This is a genomic window from Glutamicibacter bergerei (assembly GCF_054495185.1).
Window position 1 is genome coordinate 33261 of the sequence record NZ_CM137131.1, and the last position, 14680, is coordinate 47940.

The window sequence follows — 14680 nt, forward strand, 5'->3', positions numbered from 1 at the left end:
GTGGGATGACATGTCAAAGGGTCCGAAGATCGTGGAGCTCACCGGAATAGTTGACCAGATCGGCGACAGGCTGATCCTGCGCTTGGACGAGGAATCGAGCAAGAGCCTGCCTAGCCGCGGACAAGTTGCCGTCCAATTAATCAACTCCCCAGAGACGGTCGTCGTAGAGCCCGATGGCCGAAGGGGGCATTGGATCCCGGGCGAAGTACTTGATCTTCACCCCGGGCAAAAGGTGAGCCTTTCGGTCACTATCGCCGAGTTTTGGCCGGAAGTTAAACTTCCGCAAGACTTTGCCGGGGCCTTGGCGGAAGCCGATGATCTGCATGAAACTTGGCTCGGGCTGACGCCCATGGCTAGGTGGGAGTGGGCGCGCTGGGTAAAATCTACGCAAAGCCCAACGACCCGGGAGCGTCGAGTTCAGGTGAGCATTTCCAAGCTTCGTGACGGAAAGCGCCGACCGTGTTGTTTTGACCTGTCCTCGTGCACGGATCCAGAGGTTGCCAAAGGTGGAAAGCTTATCCAGTAGCTACTGGGTTCCGCCGCTGGATGCGCGCACCATGAGTTGGCTGGAGAGCTGAAGTTTCGACTCCTTCAAGGGCGTGCCATCGATTAATTGGCGCAGTGCCTGGGCGGCCTGAACCCCGACACTATGTGCGTCGAGACGAACACTGGTCAATGACGGGTGCGAGGCGGTAGAAAACGGCAAGTCATCAAATCCAGTCACCGCTAAATCCTGCGGAACCCGAACACCTGTGGTGCTGGCAGCTTGAAGGACACCATACGCATGGGTGTCGGTGGCGCAGGCCAATGCGGTGATCCCGGATTCTTTCCAGACATCCCAGTGGGCCGCGAACGTTGCCGCAGCATCTCCCATTTCAATGGTTGAAGAGCTGACAGCTACTGCGGGAACTTGCATTCCGAGCTGTGTGGCGGCGCTTAAGAAGGCTTCACGTCTCATGCGAAGAGTGGCGGTACCGGTAGTTGCGTCTAAATAACCAACTTTGCGATGCCCTTGTGCGGCGAGGTGCGCCGCCACATCGTGGGCACCTTGGAGTACATCAAAGTTAACCGACGGGATATTTTCTGGTGCGTCTGGTGCGTCCAGTGCAATCAACGGCAACGGACTGGAAAGTTCGGATAAGAACAACGGCGTGGGCGCATGGACCAGTAGGCCAGCGGGCCGTAACCCGAGTAACCGTCTGATTTCGGTAGCGCTGGGGGATAAGCCGGCGTCGGTGACCGAAAGTAATAGCTGGTAATCCTCGCCAAGAACTCCGCGCACACCCGCAATGAGCTTTGCAAAGAACGGGTTTGAAATATCCGGGGCAACCAAGATGACCAGCGAACTGACCCCACGGGCCAGAGAACTACCGATGCTATCTACGTAGTATCCAAGCTCGCGTATTGCTTCGCGAACACGTTCCTCATTGCGCTTGGAGACTCGGCCGGCGGACTTGCCATTGGCCACGAGAGAAACTGTCGCCGTGGAAACTCCCGCGTGGGTTGCGACCATAGCGGCGGTGACCTTGCGCGCAGGGCGCGGTTCGTTCGGCGAATCAGCATTGTTCATGGCTCCATCCTAGTGTGCGAGCGGGTGTGCGCAAGCCGTTTAGTTAAGCGCTTGACTGCTTGGGTTTGAGCGGGAAGAATTAGGCTCAATAACCAACTAACTCCCGATATTTTGTTATCGGACGGACCAGGGGCGTACATGAGCACACCACGCAAGATCATCCTTGACTGCGATCCGGGGCACGACGACGCGGTCGCTATTTTATTGGCGCACGGAAACCCGCAGATCGAATTGCTCGCGGTAACTACCGTCGTAGGTAATCAAACTCTGGAGAAAGTCACCGATAACGCGCTAGTGGTGGGCACTATTGCCGGAATTACCGGTGTACCTTTTGCTGCTGGGTGTGCCCGCCCGTTGGTTCGCGAGATAGAAAACGCTCCGGAGGTCCACGGTGAATCCGGCATGGATGGTCCGGCGCAACCGGCCTCACGCATAGTGCTTGACGAGCGTCACGCGGTAGATCTGATTATCGAATTGATCATGTCTCATGAGCCGGGGGAGATCACCTTGGTTCCCACCGGAGCGCTGACAAATATCGCGCTGGCGGTTCGCCGCGAACCGCGAATTGTTGAGCGCGTACGCGAAGTGGTGTTGATGGGCGGCGGTTACCATACCGGTAACTGGAGCGCGGTAGCCGAATTTAACATCAAAATCGACCCGGAAGCCGCCCACATCGTCTTTAACGAAAAGTGGCCGGTGGTCATGGTCGGACTGGACCTCACCCACCAGGCCCTTGCCACCAAGGAAGTGGTGCAGCGCATCGAAAAGGTCGGCACGGGGCCGGCAAAATTCGTTCGCGAATTGATGGACTTCTTTGCGCAGGCCTACTTGGATCATCAGGGCTTTGATGCTCCTCCGGTACATGACCCTTGTGCCGTCGCCTATGTCATTGACCCAACAGTGGTGCGCACGCTGCGCGCCCCGGTCAGTGTTGAACTACGTGGGGAGCTCACCCTAGGCATGACCGTAGCCGATTTGCGTGCCCCGGCCGCCGAAGATTGCCATACCTCGGTGGCGGTTGATCTGGACCATGAACGCTTCTGGGATCTGGTGGTTGATTCACTCGAACGCATCGGTGAGGTCGATCTAACAGCGTAGTCTAGGCAAAATGTCTTAAATTGTGATGGCAGTCAATGCCAAAGCACCTACGGCATGCATAGACTGGAGATAAATACAGCTCAGGAGGCGAAGTGGCAGTCAAAACCCCGCACCAGAACGTAACTTTTGAATCGTCCGGAACGCAGGCGCACGGATATCTTGCGCTTCCCGAATCCGGTAAAGGCCCCGGCGTGATCGTCATCCAGGAATGGTGGGGACTGACCGACCATATCCGCGATATCGCAGACCGCCTCGCCGCCCAAGGTTTTGTCGCCTTGGCTCCAGACCTTTATGGCGGTGCGATCACCCATGACGGTGAAGAAGCCGGCCAGATGATGTCACAGCTGCCCGAAGAGCGGGGTGCCGAACTGCTCTCCGGAGCAGTCGACTACCTATTGGCGAGCGAGTCTGTCACCAGCACCAAGCTGGGAACTATTGGTTTCTGCATGGGTGGCGGTTTTGTCCTGCAGTTGGCAGCCCAGCAGGGTGAAAAAATTAGTGCCGCGGTTCCGTTTTACGGTGTCGGGCAGGGTGTGCCCAATGATTTCAGTGGCGTGCGCGCCGCGGTTCAAGGTCACTACGCGAACTTTGACGACTTGTACCCCGTCGCGGATGCCAAGGCTCAAGAAGAACAGATTCGCTTAGAATCCGGAGCCGAAGTTCAGTACTTTTACTACGACGGCAAGCATGCTTTCCACAACGATGAGAATCCTGCGGGAAACTACGACGCACAGCTTGCCGCCCTTGCCTGGCAGCGCGCCGTGGACTTTTTGCGACAAAAAGCCAGCTAAGCGCATAAAGTGGTAGGCATCACAGTTGGTGTCTGTCTCGAAATACTTACGAAGCAATCCCTATTCAAGGAGAAATAATGTCAGAAATCATCCTCGTTGGTGTTGACGGTTCCGAAACCGCACAGCGTGCGGCCCGCCGTGCAGCCGAGCTCGCAGTGAAGATCGACGCCGAATTGGTGGTGCTCACCGCACACGCTTCGGACAACACCGAAGTAGTTTCCATTGGTAGCGACACCTGGATCTTGGACGACGCAGAGCAGGCCCGCAAGCTGGCTCAGCGTGTGGCCAACGACGTGCGCAACGCCGTACCAGGCGTGAAGATCAGCGCCGCTGCCGGTCACGGCAAGCCAGGTGACGTGTTGATCTCCGACGCCACCGAGCGCGGTGCCTCGATGATCGTCGTGGGCAACGTAGGCATGAAGGGTCTGGGCCGCGTGCTCGGCTCGGTTGCTTCCTCGGTAGCCCACTCGGCTCCATGCGATGTGCTTGTAGTCAAGACTGACGGCAAGTAGCAAGTAGTTTAATCTTTAGCTGCGGCGGGCACGGAGTAATCCGAGCCCGCCGTACCGCGTTAATCGGATCGTTCACGCCTCAAAGACCAGTAGGATTTAACCGTGCACACACTTCGAATTTCCTACGTAGCAGGCGTCACTCCGGGTAAGTGGATGGATCGGTTCACCGAACGCTACCCGCAGGTAACGCTGGCGGCGACCCGCTACGACGGTGAAGACATCCTTGAACTGCTGGCCAGCGACCAGGCTGACGCTGTGTTTGTGCGCTATGCGGGATCCTCACCCAAGGACGACACCCGTCACTTGATTCCGCTTTACGATGAGCTCGAGGTCGTCTGCGCCGCCAAGGACCACGATGTTGAGTACTACGAAGAGAAGATCCCCGAAGCGGACGCCGCTAAATTTCCGCAACTTAACTTAAACGAATACCCCGAGGAAGTCGGCGGGGTGCCCACTGCGATGGAAGTTGTCGCCTCCGGGGCGCAGGTATTGCGTGTTCCACAGAGCATCGCCCGGCTCTATCAGCGCAAGGACGTGGTGTACCGGGAAATTGATGGTGGAAACACCACACATGTCGGCATCGCGTGGCCAACCGGACTTGAAGATTCCGAGCTGGTTGATGAATTTATTGGAATTGTGCGCGGACGCGGGGCAAATTCTTCGCGCCAAGCGTCGGTGCGTAACACCCAACAGGTAGCCAAAGAACGCAACGACAAATTGCGGGCTGCGGCGAAGGATAAAGCGAAATTGCGCGCCAAACAGGAAAAGAAAGCCAAGGCCAAGGCTCGCTCGGGCGGAGCAAAAACCGGCAAACGCCGGTAATTTCCTAGTCAGGTAAGCGTGCGACATGAGAGAGTGATCAGCATGGAGCAATTTGATACCCTCACCATGACCACACAGGGCGCAGCCCTCATCCTGACCGTCAATCAGCCCGCCTCAATGAACGCGCTGGCCTTGGAGGTTGTCGCGGACCTCGAACGCGCGGTGGACTACCTTGAAGCCAGCGAGTTTAAGCACCGCGGTGTGGTGTTCACCGGTGCCGGAGAGAAAGCATTTATCGCGGGCGCAAATATTGTCCAGATGAACTCCATGGACGCCGATGCGGCTTTGGCCTACGGACGCCGGATGCACGTGCTCACCGAACGTCTAGAATCTTTGCAGATTCCAGTGATCGCCGCCGTGAACGGTTTTGCCCTCGGTGGTGGCTGTGAACTCGCCTTAGCCTGTGACTTCATTTACGCCTCGGAGCGCGCCAGCTTCGGCCAGCCCGAAGTAACCTTGGGTCTGGTGCCAGGCTTTGGCGGTTCGGTTCGGCTACCGCGCCGAGTCGGTAACGCGATGGCGCGTGAGTTGATCTTCACCGGACGCCGAATCAAGGCCGCCGAGGCGCTACGCATTGGTCTGGTTAATCGTGTGGCGGCTCCTGAAGAACTGCTTGCTCAGGCGGTGGCAACCATCGATGAGCTGACCAAGGTTTCCCCGATGGCCGTAGCCAACGCAAAGCGTGCGATGATCACCATGGATGCACTGAACGTTCACGACGGCCTAAAGATCGAAGCGCAGAGCTTTACCGAAGCGTTTAACACCGCTGACTCCGTGGAAGGCCGCGCCGCCTTTGTCGAAAAGCGCGCCGCAGATTTTCCCGGAAACTAACCATGCATTACGGGGCGCATCAGGATCAGTGGTTACGCTTTTATGCGCCTGAACAGGTTACCGCGCTTGGTGCGGTGATGATCATTCATGGTGGATATTGGCGCGAAAAATATACCGCGCAGCTCGGTGAAGCACTGGCCATGGACCTGGCCGCTCGAGGTATCCCCACCTATAACCTTGAATACCGGCGTGGGCCGGGCAGCGCAGCACAGATGCTGGCAGATGCCCGGCTCGCGCTGGCGCTGATCAAAGAAGAAGGCCCGATTACGCTCATTGGGCATTCCGCCGGCGGGCATCTGGCCTCGTTGCTTGCCGCGCATGAAGAGCGCGTCACGCAGGTCATTTCGCAGGCGGGACTATTGGATTTGCAGCTGGCTAAAACCTTGCGGTTGAGCAATGATGCGGTAGATGAAATGCTCGGCGACGCGGATTTATCCTCGGTGAACCCCGTGGAATTATGGCCGATGCCAGCACGTGTCGTAATCTTTCATGGACGGGCCGATGCGGATGTCCCGGTGAAAATTGCACGGCGTGCGGCAGACCATGCCGCGGCGCTGGGTCAACAACACACCCTGCGGATTTTTGACGGCGACCATTTCAGCTGGATCGATCCGTCAAGCCACCAGTGGGAGGCATGTGTTAAACAGCTGTACCCGCTGCATTACAAAGGAGCACGATGAACCCGACGGTCATTGGCGAGGCACTAGTCGACGTATTGGCCTCAGGAATCGCCCCGGCGCAAGAATTTGTGGGCGGAAGCCCGCTCAACGTTGCCGTCGCGTTGGCCCGCCTCGGGTACCCCGGTACGCTCATCACCCGTTGGGGACATGATGATAAGGGTGCGACCATTGAGCGTTTCCTGTCAGCAAATAACGTCAAATACCTTGGCGGTGCCGATGATGAGCCGACGGTGATTGCCCATGGAATTTTGGATCCAGCCGGCGGCGCGACCTTCGCATTTAACGCCTTCTGGCAAATGCCAACGGTGGGCCCGGAACTCGCCCAAGACGCCGAACTGGTCCACACCGGCTCCATAGCTACACTCTTCAGCCCGGCCGAACTGCTCCCGTTGCTGGCCGCAGCTCGCTCTCATGCCACCATCAGCTACGATCCAAATCTGCGTCCCTCGCTGGTGACAAACCATGGGCAAACCGTCGCAGAAGTTGAACGTTTTGTCGGCCAAGCAGACGTGGTGCGTGTCTCCGGAATTGACCTGAAATGGCTCTATCCGATGCGTTCGGTGCATGAGTCGGCTCGTGCCTGGTTGGCGATGGGCCCAGCAATCGTTGTGGCGACCGCCGGATCACGTGGATCCTGGGGCGTGGTACGTGCCGGTGAAGCCGAATACAGCGCCCCCTCGGTCGAGGTGACCGATACCGTCGGCGCCGGAGATACGTTTACCGCTGCTCTCTTATGCTGGCTTGCCGAACATGGAATGATCGGCGCCGCAAACCGTGAAAAACTTTCTCGACTAGAAGCTAACCAGTTGGAACAGGCACTGATTTTTGCCGCTCATGCGGCGTCGGTAACGGTAGGCCGTGCCGGGGCGAACCCGCCGCACCGCGGGGAACTTTCATGATTAAGCTGATCGCCTCTGATCTAGATGGCACCATCGTGGACCGTGAGGGTAATATCAGTGAACGTACCCGTCGTGCGTTTCTAGACGCTCGAGATGCCGGTATTCACATCGTTTTTGTGACCGGTAGGCCGTTTCGCTGGCTCACGCCCATTGTCGAAGCCTTTGGAGGTATGGGCACGGTGATCTGCTCTAACGGCGCCGTGCTCTACGATTTAGAACAAGACCGGGTCATCTGGTCGCGGACCCTCACCGCGGCTACCGCCAAACAGGCGGAGCAGATTATCTTGGAACATGAACCGAACGCGGCTTTTGCCGCCGAAACCACGCGTGGATTACACCTTGGGGCGAACTTTGCCGAACAAAATCGTACGTTGGGAAGCCAATCGGTCTTGGATCTGAACTCGGAAGCCATCGATCAAGAAGGTATCGTCAAGTTTTTGGCCAGGTCCAAATCTCTGCCTATTGATGATTTCTACGCTGCTGTGGCTCCCGAATTAACTCAACTACTCTCGGTCACCCACTCGGCCTTCGGGGTCTCGTTACTGGAGATGGCGCATGTAGACATCCACAAGGCCACCACCTTAGATGTGTACTGCCGTGAATTGGGGATCAGCGCCGATGAGGTGATGGCCTTCGGTGACATGCCCAACGACTTGGAGATGCTCGAATACGCCGGCCATGGTTATGCGATGGCCTCAGGCCATCCCTTAGCCCTAGCCACCGCGCAACACACCGCGGACACCATTGAGGCAGACGGTGTTGCACAGGTGATTGAGAAGCTGCTGAAATGACCTATGCATTCACACATCGCGGCATTCGATTCGGCGATGAAGAGAATACGCTCATAGCCTTTCAGCGGGCCTGGGATCTGGGAATCACTCATCTGGAGACGGATGTGCGCGCCTCCAAGGATGGAACCGTCTATGCCTTCCACGACGAAACGCTAGATCGGGTCACCGATGCTCAGGGGCCATTGCATGAGCGTACCGATGAAGAACTGGCCACGGTGCGAGCCGGAGGCCAACCGCTGTGCACGCTCCGCGAATTACTGCGCAGCTTCCCGAACGCTGTGCTTAATATCGATGTCAAAGATGAGCGGGTCATTGCCCCGCTGGCCAAGCTCATCGAGGAACTTGGATGTCACCAGCAGATCGCGCTGGCCTCTTTTGATAGCTCGCGCAGTGCCGCGGTGCAGCACCTAATTTCTGCCCCGGTCCGGCGCTCCCCGGGCATGCGACAGATGGCGCTTATTTGGCTATGTGCGACTCTTTTTGCGCGGATTCCACACAGTCTGGCTCAAGGGTTTTGGGCGGTGCAAGTGCCGTTGAAGTACGGTGTTTTACCCGTGGTTACACTCAGATTTATCAAGGCCGTACAGCGCGCTGGCTTGCAGGTCCATGTCTGGGTTATCGACGATGAGCCGACCATGCGCGCGCTGATCGAGAAAAAAGTTGACGCCATTATGAGCGATGACGCCGAACTCCTGTTGCAGGTCTTAGGTTAGAAATTGCAACCTGATCTGCATATAAGTCTGGCGCGGAATATTTAATTCCGCGCCAGGCTGTTTAATGCTTGTTAACGTACCGACAATGTATCTAAGACCAGCGGTGCGTGTTCTTGGAGCTGTGCCTCGCTTGCGTCAAGGAGCAACCGTAGCCAGGTTTCATGCTGGGATAGCGGCGCAACCAGACAAGCCGGCGCAATCAGATCGTAAAGCTCATCGGCGTTACCGTAGGCAGCAAACTCTGCTAGGTAGGCACCTAAAACTCGCATGACTCGTTCGTCATCGGTTCGGCAATTCCAAGCCTGAGTCATTGCAGCCAGCGGGGCGGCCAACGATGAGAATGGGTGAGCCCAGTGCGCAGCTGCAAAATTGATGATCCGGGCTTGCTGATCTTGCTCGGCGGGAACCACTGCCTGGGCTAAGTCGAAGGCCCCGTGTTCCAAGCTCAACGGGACCGGGCCACGATGCAAGGCCGCACAGGCATCAGAGAGTGTGGAGACATGGCGGTGTAGCTCGTCGGCTTGCTGCGGATCCAGATGTAATGGATGCTGGGCATCGAGCGAGACATGCATGCTCAACGCCTGCTCAAATTGTTCTGCCAAGAACTGCGGATCTACCACCGGCATGCCCACGTCGAAGAAGGCCTCTTCGTTGCCCATCAGTGCAACCTGGAAGGAACCGAGCGAAGCCAGCGCCAGTTGCCAGTTTTCGACGCTGTCCTTCAAATCGGCCAAGGTATGACCAAAATCGGGGGAGAGCATATACCCGGCCACGCGGTCGATCGCCAACGGCATGACCACACGGTCCGGAATCAATTCACCGGCGGTAATCGTGATGGCGGCCTCGGCCGTCAACCCGGGCGCGTTCGCGCTAAACACCAGATCTGCCGCGTCGGTTCCTACCAACGCCGAGATCTGATGCAGAGAAGCCGGCCAAAAATCCGGTCCTGCAACACGCTCGATGCCGTAAGCCGCACAGGCCTCATCGATCCAGCCGGCGGCATCTTCACGCCATTGCTCGCTATTCCATACATCTATCCACTGAGCCACATTCCTAATCGTAGTATGTCGTAGCAAGTGGAATCACTTGCTACGGTGGGGACTACGGCCATTCATTGCCCTCTTTCGAAGGATTTCGATCGTGAACGCTACCCGTCCGACCTACCGGCACCGTGACTTTAAGGCCGTCCTTTTTGATTTGGATGGCGTGCTCACTCCGACCGCGCTGCTACACCGCGCCGCATGGAATGAACTCTTCACAGAATTTTTCACCCAAGAACATCCGGGCGTGCCGCCTTATACGGAACAAGACTATTTTGACTTGCTCGACGGCAGACCGCGCTATGAAGGAGTCAGCGCGGTGCTCGCCTCCAGAAATATTGTGCTGCCTTACGGAGACCCGGAGGATCACGCCGGAACCGATTCGGTCTGTGCTCTGGGTAATCTGAAAAATTCGGTGTTCACCACCGTGCTGGAACGAGATGGCATCGCCCCATATCCGGGCTCCAGCGAGTACCTGCAACAAGCCTTGGACGTCGGCTTAGACGTAGCCGTGGTCTCCTCCTCGCGTAATGCTCATGCGGTACTCCAAGCCGCCGGGCTTTCGACGCACTTCACTACCGTCATGGGCGGGCGCGAGGCTGAAGCGCGCCAGCTTCCCGGCAAGCCTAACCCGGACACCTTCGTGGCCACCGCCAAAGACCTTGGCTGGCGCCCCGAAGAGTGCGTGGTGATCGAAGACGCCAGCAGCGGGGTAAAAGCCGCCCGGGCTGGCGGTTTCATGGTGGTCGGTGTGGCCCGCGAGGATAATGCAGATCAGCTCCTGGCCGCCGGCGCCGACTTTGTCGTGGAGGATCTGAGCGAACTGGTGTCCTCCTCGGCGATTCGGGCCTGGAATTTTGATCCCTGGTCCATCACGCGGGACAGCGAACGTGACCATACGGGAGCCCAAGATACCGTTTTCTCCCTTGGCAATGGGTTCCTTGGAACCCGTTCCGCGCAGGTGGGACTCGGTGAACAGGTGGCCGGCACCTTCATCAACGGGCTGCATGAAACCTGGCAGATCCGCCACGCCGAAAGCGCTTTTGGGCTGGCCGAAACCGGGCAGACGATGATTAGCGCCCCGGATTTTCGCACCTTGCGTGTGTTCATCAACGATGAGGCCCTCGAGGTGGGCCGTACCGAGATGCTGCGCGATGACCTGCGCCTCGATTTCCGTGAAGGTACCCTGATATCCCAGACCCTCTGGCGCACCGCAGAAGGCCATCGGGTGGCGGTGACCGCTCGAACCATGATTTCCTTCAGCGATCGCCACTTGGCGCTGCAGGACCTGCACGTGCGCCTGCTCGATGCCCCGGGGCATGTGTTGGTTCAATCCTCGGTGATCGGCTATCGCTCCGAACCTGAAGTTTCTTCCCCGGCCGAGATGGATTCAGGCAAGGATCCGCGCAAATCCGATGAAGCTTCCGAGAATCCCTTGCACCCCGCGGGGCATATCGCCAGCGGCGCCCGACTCGGGCTAGCCTACAACGTGGCAGGTTCCAAGATGTCGGTTTCGGCGGTTATGGAACATCTGGTGGACACCACCGGCGGTGCTACCGCCCAAGTGCATACGGAGCGTTCGGCACAACCGGACCGGGCCGACGAGGTATCCAGCGCAAACCTCGAGGCGGGTCAAGGGCTGCGTGTGGCAAAGTTCGCGGTTTACCACTCCTCACGCCGCCACCCGGCCCAGGAAATGCTGCTGCGTTCCACCCGTGCCCTGGATCGTCTAGTGCCTCGAGGCATCGATGAGCATTTCCGCACCCAGCGCGCCTTTATGAAGTCCTACTGGCAGCGCAGCGACGTGCTGGTGGACAGCGATGACCCGAGTCTGCAGCGCAAGATCCGCTGGAATCTCTTCCAGCTGGCTCAGGCCTCGGCGCGTGCCGACGGCATGGGCATCAGCGCCAAGGGGGTCAGCGGCAACGGATATTCCGGGCACTACTTTTGGGACACCGAAATCTACGTGCTGCCGTTTTTGACCTATACCAATCAGCAGTGGGCGCGTAATACCCTCCGGGCCCGCATTTCAATGATCCCGGCAGCCACCAGACGCGCGCGCATCATGAACGAAGAGGGCATGCTCTTCCCATGGCGCACCATCAACGGCGAGGAAGCCAGCGCCTACTATCCGGCGGGCACCGCGCAGTATCACATCAACGCCGACGTAGTGTATTCACTGGACCGCTATCTCAACGCTGCCTGCGATGACGAATTCCTCGAGGCGGGTGCGGCGGAAATTCTGGTGGGCACCGCTCGCATGTGGGCCTCCTTGGGATTCTGGCGTGGTTCCGGAGAACAACGCAGCTTTCACATTCACGGGGTGACCGGCCCGGATGAGTACACCGCGGTGGTCAACGACAACACCTACACGAACGTGATGGCACGCTTTAACCTGCGCCGCTCGGCCCAGCTGCTGCGCGAGCTGGCCTCCAGGAACCCGAAGTTCTATGCTCAGCTGGCCCAAAAACTGGCACTTGAATCCGCGGAGATCGACACCTGGCAGCTGGCGGCCGATCGGATCCACATCCCCTATTCGGATAAGGTGGGGATCCACCTGCAGGACGACCATTTCCTGAATCGCGAGGTCTGGGATCTGGAGGCCAGCGGGCCAGAAAAACGTCCGTTGCTGCTGCACTACCACCCATTGGTGATCTACCGCTTCCAGGTCATCAAGCAGGCCGACACGGTGCTTGCCCTGTGGCTTCGCTCCAGCGACTTCACCGCCGAACAGAAATTGGCAGACTTCAACTACTACGATCCGTTGACCACCGGGGACTCGACGCTTTCCGCGACGGTCCAATCGATTCTCGCGGCCGAGGTTGGCTACCGGGAACTTGCGTTCAACTACTTCGAACACGCGCTGAATGTGGATCTGGAGAACCTTCACGGCAATACTGCCGACGGAGTGCATGTGGCCTCTACCGGTGGAGTGTGGGCCGCGCTGGTCAACGGCTTCGCAGGACTGCGCGACGACGACCAGTGCTTGCGCTTCGATCCGCGGCTGCCGCAGAGCTTTCGATCCATGCGGTTCAAGCTGGCCTTCAACGGTTCGGTGATCCGGGTGCGCCTCGATGCTACGGGTATCGAATTTAACCTCGCAGGGCAAGGACCACAAAGCGTCTGGGTGCGTGGGGAAGAGATTGTGCTGGAGCCTGAGCAGCGCCAGCGGGTATCGCTTGCCGATCAAGGACCGCAGCTTTCCGGGCGTCCCAGCTTAGAACACGTGCTCTCGTTGCAGCTTGACGCCGGGGCCGAGGTGCCTAATAACCCCTGGAAATAAAAAATTGGCGGACCGTTTGGTCCGCCAATTTTTTTATGAACTTTTTACAGGGTCATTTCCTCGAGCTGGCGTCCCTTGGTTTCGCGCACCATGAAGATCACGAAGATCAGCGAAAGCAAGGCGAAGAACGCGTAGATACCGTAGGCCAGCGCCAGACCGGTCTCGGCCAGCGAGGGGAAGGTGGTGGAAACGGCAAAGTTGGCAATCCACTGAGCGGAGGCAGCCACACCGAGGGCCAGCGCGCGAATGGAATTCGGGAAGATCTCACCAAGCAGTACCCACACCGCAGGACCCCAGGTCGCGCCGAAGCCAACCACAAACAGGTTCGCGGAGACCAGCGCCACGATGCCCCAGTTGCCCGGCAGGGATACGGCGCCGTCGATGGTGACCGATTGGGCGAAGGAAACTGCCATCATGCTCAGAGACAGGGTCATGATGGTGGAACCGATCATCAGCAGCAGCTTGCGTCCCAGTACGTCAATCAGCAGCACCGCAACGATCGTGGCGACCACGTTGGTGATCGAGGTAATCAGCGAGATGGTGAACGAGTCGGATTCGGCGAAGCCGACAGACTTCCACAGGGTGGTGGAGTAGTAGAAGATCACGTTGATGCCGACAAATTGCTGGAACACGGAGAGCAGGATGCCTACCCAGACCAGTGGGTGGAAACCGAAACGGCCGAGCAGGTCCTTGAACACCTGACGGCGTTCAACGTGCACGGTGTTGCGGATTTCCTCGATTTTGGCTTCGGTGGCAGCCCCGGGAACCATGCCCATATCGCGGGTCAGCACGGTAGCGGCCTCAACGTAGCGTCCGCGTTCGACAAGGTAGCGCGGGGATTCTGGCAGGCGCAGGGCTAGTACCCCGTAAATGATTGCCGGGATTGCCAAGGACAGGTACATCCAGCGCCACGCGGCCAGGCCGAACCATCCGATAGCGTCCGCCGATCCCATGACGAATACCAGCAGTGCGCTGACCAGGAAGGCCACAAAGATGCCCAATACGATGGCCATCTGCTGCATGGATCCTAAGCGTCCGCGGTGCTGTGCCGGGGAGACCTCGGCAATGTAGGCCGGGGCGATCACCGAGGCGAAGCCGACGCCGATGCCGCCGACGATGCGCCAGACGATCAGGTCAACCTCGCTGAAGCACAGTCCGCAGCCCAGTGCGGAAACCAGGAGCATCGCCGAGGCGATCACCATGGTGCGAACGCGGCCGACGCGTTCGGAGACCATGCCGGCGATCCACGCACCGATGGCCGCGCCGAGCAGGGCGCAGGACACGGTGAAACCAATGGTCACGGCGTTGAGCCCAAACTCGTGTTCGACAGCGTCCACGGTGCCGTTAACAATTGAAGAGTCATAGCCGAAAACAAAGCCGCCAAGGGCGGCACCGAGGGCTATGAAAATGAGTCGCGCGGAGATCTTTCCGTCAGATGTAGTCGCAGTCACAAGGATTCATGCTATCGCCATTAGGGTCCGTCGCAAATACCCTTTGGGGCTTTTTCATCAGAGATGGCCGCCGTGGAATGCGACGCTCGTCATAAATAGGAAAGAATCCTTACAATTTGATTTTGGGCTCCGCGGAATCGACGCAAACCAACCCCGGGTTCATGCGAAATTCTGAAGCGCCAGCAGTGATCCGTGACGG

14 protein-coding genes are annotated in these 14680 nt (G+C 58.3%); 11 read left to right on the forward strand and 3 right to left on the reverse strand.

Annotated elements, in window-relative coordinates; genetic code table 11:
* Positions 1–10 precede the first annotated feature (10 nt).
* Positions 11–526 (forward strand): YdeI/OmpD-associated family protein, encoded by a 516-nt coding sequence (locus ACX5K5_RS00175; RefSeq protein WP_459174844.1) that lies wholly within the window; start codon positions 11–13, stop codon positions 524–526.
* Here the strand turns inward: ACX5K5_RS00175 and ACX5K5_RS00180 are convergent, their stop codons facing one another.
* Positions 527–1570 carry a LacI family DNA-binding transcriptional regulator gene (locus tag ACX5K5_RS00180; protein WP_240520567.1) on the reverse strand — a complete coding sequence of 348 codons (1044 nt, stop codon included), beginning with the start codon at positions 1568–1570 and terminating at the stop codon, positions 527–529. It abuts the gene before it with no gap.
* 138 nt (positions 1571–1708) lie between these two features.
* On the opposite strand from ACX5K5_RS00180, the gene uriH reads away from it, so the two are divergent.
* From uriH to ACX5K5_RS00225, 9 genes are all read left to right on the forward strand, one after another.
* Positions 1709–2668: a uridine-preferring nucleoside hydrolase UriH gene (gene uriH / locus ACX5K5_RS00185; RefSeq protein ID WP_096257237.1), complete on the forward strand. Its 960-nt coding sequence runs from the start codon at positions 1709–1711 to the stop codon at positions 2666–2668.
* 92 nt (positions 2669–2760) lie between these two features.
* Positions 2761–3459, forward strand: coding sequence for a dienelactone hydrolase family protein (locus ACX5K5_RS00190; protein ID WP_096257239.1), 699 nt, complete (start codon positions 2761–2763; stop codon positions 3457–3459).
* Between the two features lie 77 nt (positions 3460–3536).
* On the forward strand, positions 3537–3971 hold the full coding sequence (locus tag ACX5K5_RS00195; RefSeq protein WP_096257241.1) for a universal stress protein: 435 nt from the start codon (positions 3537–3539) through the stop codon (positions 3969–3971).
* Between the two features lie 102 nt (positions 3972–4073).
* Positions 4074–4793 (forward strand): LysR family transcriptional regulator substrate-binding protein, encoded by a 720-nt coding sequence (locus ACX5K5_RS00200; RefSeq protein ID WP_346059989.1) that lies wholly within the window; start codon positions 4074–4076, stop codon positions 4791–4793.
* Positions 4794–4835: 42 nt separating this feature from the next.
* On the forward strand, positions 4836–5624 hold the full coding sequence (locus tag ACX5K5_RS00205; RefSeq protein WP_459174845.1) for an enoyl-CoA hydratase/isomerase family protein: 789 nt from the start codon (positions 4836–4838) through the stop codon (positions 5622–5624).
* 2 nt (positions 5625–5626) lie between these two features.
* Complete coding sequence (locus ACX5K5_RS00210) at positions 5627–6304, forward strand: alpha/beta hydrolase (protein ID WP_096257247.1); 678 nt, start codon at positions 5627–5629, stop codon at positions 6302–6304.
* Positions 6301–7203, forward strand: a complete 903-nt coding sequence (locus ACX5K5_RS00215; RefSeq protein ID WP_459174846.1) for a carbohydrate kinase family protein — start codon at positions 6301–6303, stop codon at positions 7201–7203. Before ACX5K5_RS00210 ends, ACX5K5_RS00215 begins: the two co-directional genes overlap by 4 nt.
* Positions 7200–7994, forward strand: coding sequence for an HAD family hydrolase (locus ACX5K5_RS00220; protein ID WP_459174847.1), 795 nt, complete (start codon positions 7200–7202; stop codon positions 7992–7994). Before ACX5K5_RS00215 ends, ACX5K5_RS00220 begins: the two co-directional genes overlap by 4 nt.
* Positions 7991–8707 (forward strand): glycerophosphodiester phosphodiesterase family protein, encoded by a 717-nt coding sequence (locus ACX5K5_RS00225; RefSeq protein ID WP_096257253.1) that lies wholly within the window; start codon positions 7991–7993, stop codon positions 8705–8707. The genes ACX5K5_RS00220 and ACX5K5_RS00225 overlap by 4 nt, the downstream gene beginning before the upstream one ends.
* Positions 8708–8778: 71 nt before the next feature.
* Here the strand turns inward: ACX5K5_RS00225 and ACX5K5_RS00230 are convergent, their stop codons facing one another.
* A complete protein-coding gene (locus tag ACX5K5_RS00230) occupies positions 8779–9756 on the reverse strand; it encodes a hypothetical protein (protein WP_459174848.1) in 978 nt (325 codons plus the stop codon).
* 91 nt (positions 9757–9847) lie between these two features.
* On the opposite strand from ACX5K5_RS00230, the gene ACX5K5_RS00235 reads away from it, so the two are divergent.
* Positions 9848–13030, forward strand: coding sequence for an HAD-IA family hydrolase (locus ACX5K5_RS00235; RefSeq protein WP_459174849.1), 3183 nt, complete (start codon positions 9848–9850; stop codon positions 13028–13030).
* A gap of 44 nt (positions 13031–13074) precedes the next feature.
* On the opposite strand, the gene ACX5K5_RS00240 is transcribed toward ACX5K5_RS00235, so the two are convergent.
* Positions 13075–14481: a sugar porter family MFS transporter gene (locus ACX5K5_RS00240; protein WP_459174850.1), complete on the reverse strand. Its 1407-nt coding sequence runs from the start codon at positions 14479–14481 to the stop codon at positions 13075–13077.
* Positions 14482–14680 lie beyond the last annotated feature (199 nt).

Excerpts from the sequence above, each read along its gene's own strand:
- ACX5K5_RS00180 (WP_240520567.1), bottom strand. The coding sequence starts at position 1,570 with ATGAACAATGCTGATTCGCCGAACGAACCGCGCCCTGCGCGCAAGGTC.
- ACX5K5_RS00195 (WP_096257241.1), top strand. The coding sequence starts at position 3,537 with ATGTCAGAAATCATCCTCGTTGGTGTTGACGGTTCCGAAACCGCACAG.
- ACX5K5_RS00210 (WP_096257247.1), top strand. The coding sequence starts at position 5,627 with ATGCATTACGGGGCGCATCAGGATCAGTGGTTACGCTTTTATGCGCCT.
- uriH (WP_096257237.1), top strand. The coding sequence starts at position 1,709 with ATGAGCACACCACGCAAGATCATCCTTGACTGCGATCCGGGGCACGAC.
- ACX5K5_RS00225 (WP_096257253.1), top strand. The coding sequence starts at position 7,991 with ATGACCTATGCATTCACACATCGCGGCATTCGATTCGGCGATGAAGAG.
- ACX5K5_RS00220 (WP_459174847.1), top strand. The coding sequence starts at position 7,200 with ATGATTAAGCTGATCGCCTCTGATCTAGATGGCACCATCGTGGACCGT.
- ACX5K5_RS00205 (WP_459174845.1), top strand. The coding sequence starts at position 4,836 with ATGGAGCAATTTGATACCCTCACCATGACCACACAGGGCGCAGCCCTC.
- ACX5K5_RS00215 (WP_459174846.1), top strand. The coding sequence starts at position 6,301 with ATGAACCCGACGGTCATTGGCGAGGCACTAGTCGACGTATTGGCCTCA.
- ACX5K5_RS00175 (WP_459174844.1), top strand. The coding sequence starts at position 11 with ATGTCAAAGGGTCCGAAGATCGTGGAGCTCACCGGAATAGTTGACCAG.